Source organism: Micromonospora sp. NPDC049089, from assembly GCF_040648775.1.
GTDB lineage: Bacteria > Actinomycetota > Actinomycetes > Mycobacteriales > Micromonosporaceae > Micromonospora.
On sequence record NZ_JBEZEH010000333.1, the window covers coordinates 1 to 4,008 of the forward strand.

Sequence of the window (4,008 nt, forward strand, 5' to 3'; positions counted from 1 at the left end):
CCGGCGGCGCCCCGTACCCCCGCCCGCCCCCCGCGGGGGGCGCGCGGGGCCGGCAGTGGGGGGTGGCCGGCGCGCCGGGGGTCGGGGCCCCGGGCGGCGAGCAGCGCCAAGCCGGCCGGCGCGCCCCGGCTCATGGCCACCGCCACCGCGTGGTTGAGCGCCACCACCGGGTTGTCGGACATCCCGAGAAGCACCTCGTACAGCGCGGTGATCTGCGCCCAGTCGGTGGCCGCCGCGCTGGGCGCCTCGTCGTGCACGGCCGCGATGGCCGCCTGGAGCTGGTACGCCCCGACCACCCCGCGCGGCAGTGCCCCGGTGATCAGCTCGACCCCTTCGGCGATCTGGTCGGCCCGCCACCGGGAGCGGTCCTGCTCGGCCATCGGCACCAGCTCACCGTGCGGGCCGATCCGCGCCGGCGCGCGGGCGTCGGTGAGCAGCATCAACGCGAGCAGCCCGGTGACCTCGGGGTCCTCGGGCACCAGCCGGCGCACCAGCCGGGTCAGCCGGATCGCCTCGGCGGTCAGGTCGGCGCGCAGCAGACCGGGCCCGGCGGTGCGGGCGTACCCCTCCGTGAAGATCAGGTAGAGGACGTGCAGCACGGCGGCGAGCCGGTCGGCGCGCTCCGGGCCGGTGGGCGGCGCGAACCGCAGCCCACTGTCACGGATCCGCTGCTTACCCCGACTGATCCGCCGGGCCATTGTCGCCTCCGGGACCAGGAACGCGCGCGCCACCTCGGCGGTGCTGAGCCCGCCCACCGCCCGCAGGGTGAGCGCGATCTGCGACGCCGCCGACAGCGCCGGGTGGCAGCACAGGAACAACAGGATGAGCGTGTCGTCGGCGTCCGCCTGCGGACGGTCGGCGGCGGGGGCGCTCCACTGCTCCGGCAGCACCCACCGGGCCACCGTGTCCTCCCGTCGCATCCGGGCCTGTTCGCGACGCAGCAGGTCGGTCAGCCGGCGGGACGCCACGGTGATCAGCCAGCCACGCGGATTCTCCGGTACGCCGTCGCGCGGCCAACCGTGCGCGGCGGCGATCAACGCCTCCTGCACCGCGTCCTCGGCCGTGTCGAAGTGCCCGTAGCGGCGGACCAGCGCGCCGAGGACCTGCGGCGCCAGTTCGCGCAGCAGGCCCTCGGCGGGAGTCTCCGGCACCGGGTCAGCCGGCCAGGTCCTCGACACCGTCGAGCACCGGGCGCACGTCCACGTACCCACCGGGGGCGTCCGGGTCGACCAGGCCGGCGGCGATCTCGGTGGCCCGGTCGAAGCTGGCGCACTCCACGATGGTGTAACCGGCGAGGACCTCCTGCGTCTCCGGGTACGGGCCGTCGGTGACCACTGGTGCCCCCTCGCGCACCTGGACGCGGCGGGCGTGCACCGGCTCGCTCAGGCCTCGGGCGTCGACCAACTCCCCGGACTCGGCCAGCGCCTGGTGAAAGGTCTCCATGTGCTGGTGCATCGCCGCGATCTGCTCGGCCGACATCGCCGGCCGGTCCGAAGCCCGCCCCGACAGCACGTCGTAGTCCTGCTGCGACCCGTAGAGCAAAATCATGTACTTCACGATCTCTCCCCCTCCTCCGCGAGGCACCACCCCGGCACCCACCGAAACGTCGAACCCAACCCCGCCCTCCGGACACACCAGCCCAACCCGAATCGGTGATCATGAAGTTAGCGTCACGACACGCCGAGCGGGTTGACGCTAACTTCATGATCACCGGGGTTCGGGGGTGGTGGTGGGCGGGGCTTAGGTTGGCGGCATGACTGTGGTGTGGGTGGTGGTCGGGGGTTTCGTCGTCGCGGCGGGGGTGGCGTACGGCGTGGTGGCTCGGCGGGGGCGAGCGGACGTCGGGGGCGATCCGGCGGCTGGGCGGGAGGCTCGGAGTCGGCAGCACAGGTACGAGGCCGAGCGGCACGGTGACCAGGGTGACACCTGGCATCGCGGTCGGGAGTCGAGCGGTTGAGCGACGCTACTGGCCGTACGAGCGGCGGAGCCGGTCGCTGATCAGGTAGTTGAGGCGGTGGCGTAAGTGCCCGAGGGTGCTCTCGCTTGGTAGGTCGCCGTCGGTGGTGAGCGTCCAGCGCAGCGCGCAGTCCCCGCCGGGCTGCCCGGCCGTCAGGTCGAAGCGGATCCGGTCCAACGGTCGGTGCGGCCACAGCGACGACCACACGAGCAGCACGGGCGCGTACCCGGCCACCACCCGAGGCGGCACCTCGTCGTCGCGCAACTGCCGAGCAAACCCGCCGCCCTGTGCCACGTAAACCCGATGCCCCTGCCCGCGCATACCCGCCGCCCCCGGCGCCGACAGAACAGCACCGAGCTGATCGACGTGAACCGTCCGTCCCCACCCTGCGTAGAACCGGTGATGGGCGTGGCGGTCGTATCGTCGGGGTACATCGCAGCGCGAGCACCGATGTCTGGGGAGGCACAGTGGGGGCACGGTTCGGACGCGACGCGCGGGGCCCGGTGGCGGGTCTGCTGATCGCCGCCCTCGTCTCCCTCGCCTGCGCGGGCGGTGGGCTGGCCGAGCCGGAGGCCGAGCGCCCCGGGGCGAACCCGCCGGCAGCGTCACCGGGACCGGGCACCACCCGGGCCGACAGCACCACCAGCGTCGCCGAGTTCGAGCTGGACGTCGCCGACGCGCAGGCGATCGCCGAGCGGTACTGGGCGGCCCAGTTCAAGGAATCCGGGCAGCGGTTCCGACCCATCCGGCGGATCATCCCGTACCAGCGTGACGGCGAGGTGTCCTGCGGCGGACAGGCGTTGCCCCGCAACAACGCCGTCTACTGCTCGCAGGGCGACTTCATCGCGTACGACGTCGCCTGGTCGGTGGCGGCGTTCCGCGAGGTCGGTGACGCGTTCGTGTTCTACCTGCTCGGGCACGAGTACGCGCACGCCATCCAGGTGCGGCTGGGCATCAACTACAGCTTCACCATCCAGCAGGAGTTGCAGGCCGACTGCATGGCCGGGGCGTACCTCGGCGACTCGGTGCGCTCGGGGACCCTGACCCTCGCCGAGGGCGACCTGGACGAGTTCCGGGAGGGGGTGGCGGCGGTCGGCGACGACCCGGACCAGCCGTGGTTCGCCGAAGGGGCGCACGGCACCGCCGAGCAGCGCACCGACAGGTTCTTCCGGGGTTACGAGGGTTCCCTGAAGGAGTGCGACCTGGGCTGAACGGGGTTGCCCGGATCACCCTGACGCCCGTTGCCGCCACCGGCCCCTGCGGCTGCTGGCAGGATCGCCGGTGTCGGTCACGACCCTGGAGGTTCCGCTGAGCAGCCATCACCCCGCCGCTGTGCTCTTCGACATGGACGGCACGTTGGTCGACAGCGAGAAGCTGTGGGACGTCGCGTTGCAGGAACTCGCGAAGGAGTACGGCGGGGAACTCTCCGTCGACGCCCGCCAGTCGATCATCGGCACCGCCATGGCCGAGTCGATGCGCATCCTGCACGACGACCTGGGGCAGCCCGAACGGGATCCGGAGATCAGCGCGGCGTGGATCAACGCCCGGATCCTGGAGCTGTTCCGCACCGGTCTGCGCTGGCAGCCGGGCGCGTTCGACCTGTTGGGAGCGGTCCGCGCGGCGGGAATCCCCACCGCGCTGGTCACCTCCAGTCCCCGGGCGCTCGTCGAGATCGCCCTGGACACCCTCGGTCGGGACAACTTCGACACGGTGGTCGCCGGCGACGAGGTGGTGGCGGCCAAGCCGCACCCCGAGCCGTACCTGACCGCCGCCCGGCTGCTGGGTGTGCCGATCGAGCGGTGCGTGGCGATCGAGGACTCACCGACGGGGGTGGCCAGCGCGCTCGCCTCGGGCGCGGCGGTCCTGGCCGTACCGGCGGAGGTGGCGTTGCCGAGCACTGTCGGCGTACACCAGGTGGAGAACCTGACCGGCGTGGACCTGGCGCTGCTCGCGGCGCTGTTGACCGATCGGGCCGCTGCCTGAACACAAAAGGGAGGCCCGGGTGAGGGCGACGGAAGAACACGGGCACACGAATTAGTAAGAAGAATCGG

6 protein-coding genes are annotated in these 4,008 nt (G+C 72.5%); 3 read left to right on the forward strand and 3 right to left on the reverse strand.

The window, feature by feature from the left end; genetic code table 11:
• The coding region (locus AB0B48_RS32145; RefSeq protein WP_357208190.1) for a DUF6596 domain-containing protein at positions 1-1,151 on the reverse strand (1,151 nt) is incomplete at its 3' end.
• A gap of 4 nt (positions 1,152-1,155) precedes the next feature.
• Positions 1,156-1,548: a YciI family protein gene (locus AB0B48_RS32150; protein ID WP_238680394.1), complete on the reverse strand. Its 393-nt coding sequence runs from the start codon at positions 1,546-1,548 to the stop codon at positions 1,156-1,158.
• 205 nt (positions 1,549-1,753) lie between these two features.
• On the opposite strand from AB0B48_RS32150, the gene AB0B48_RS32155 reads away from it, so the two are divergent.
• Entirely contained in the window at positions 1,754-1,957 is a 204-nt protein-coding gene (locus tag AB0B48_RS32155; RefSeq protein WP_357208193.1) for a hypothetical protein, read from the forward strand.
• Positions 1,958-1,963: 6 nt separating this feature from the next.
• On the opposite strand, the gene AB0B48_RS32160 is transcribed toward AB0B48_RS32155, so the two are convergent.
• Complete coding sequence (locus AB0B48_RS32160) at positions 1,964-2,221, reverse strand: hypothetical protein (RefSeq protein WP_357208196.1); 258 nt, start codon at positions 2,219-2,221, stop codon at positions 1,964-1,966.
• Positions 2,222-2,424: 203 nt separating this feature from the next.
• Here AB0B48_RS32160 and AB0B48_RS32165 point away from each other — a divergent pair, with 203 nt between their 5' ends.
• On the forward strand, positions 2,425-3,168 hold the full coding sequence (locus AB0B48_RS32165) for a neutral zinc metallopeptidase (protein ID WP_357208199.1): 744 nt from the start codon (positions 2,425-2,427) through the stop codon (positions 3,166-3,168).
• Positions 3,169-3,289: 121 nt separating this feature from the next.
• A complete protein-coding gene (locus tag AB0B48_RS32170; RefSeq protein ID WP_357208202.1) occupies positions 3,290-3,940 on the forward strand; it encodes an HAD family phosphatase in 651 nt (216 codons plus the stop codon).
• Positions 3,941-4,008 lie beyond the last annotated feature (68 nt).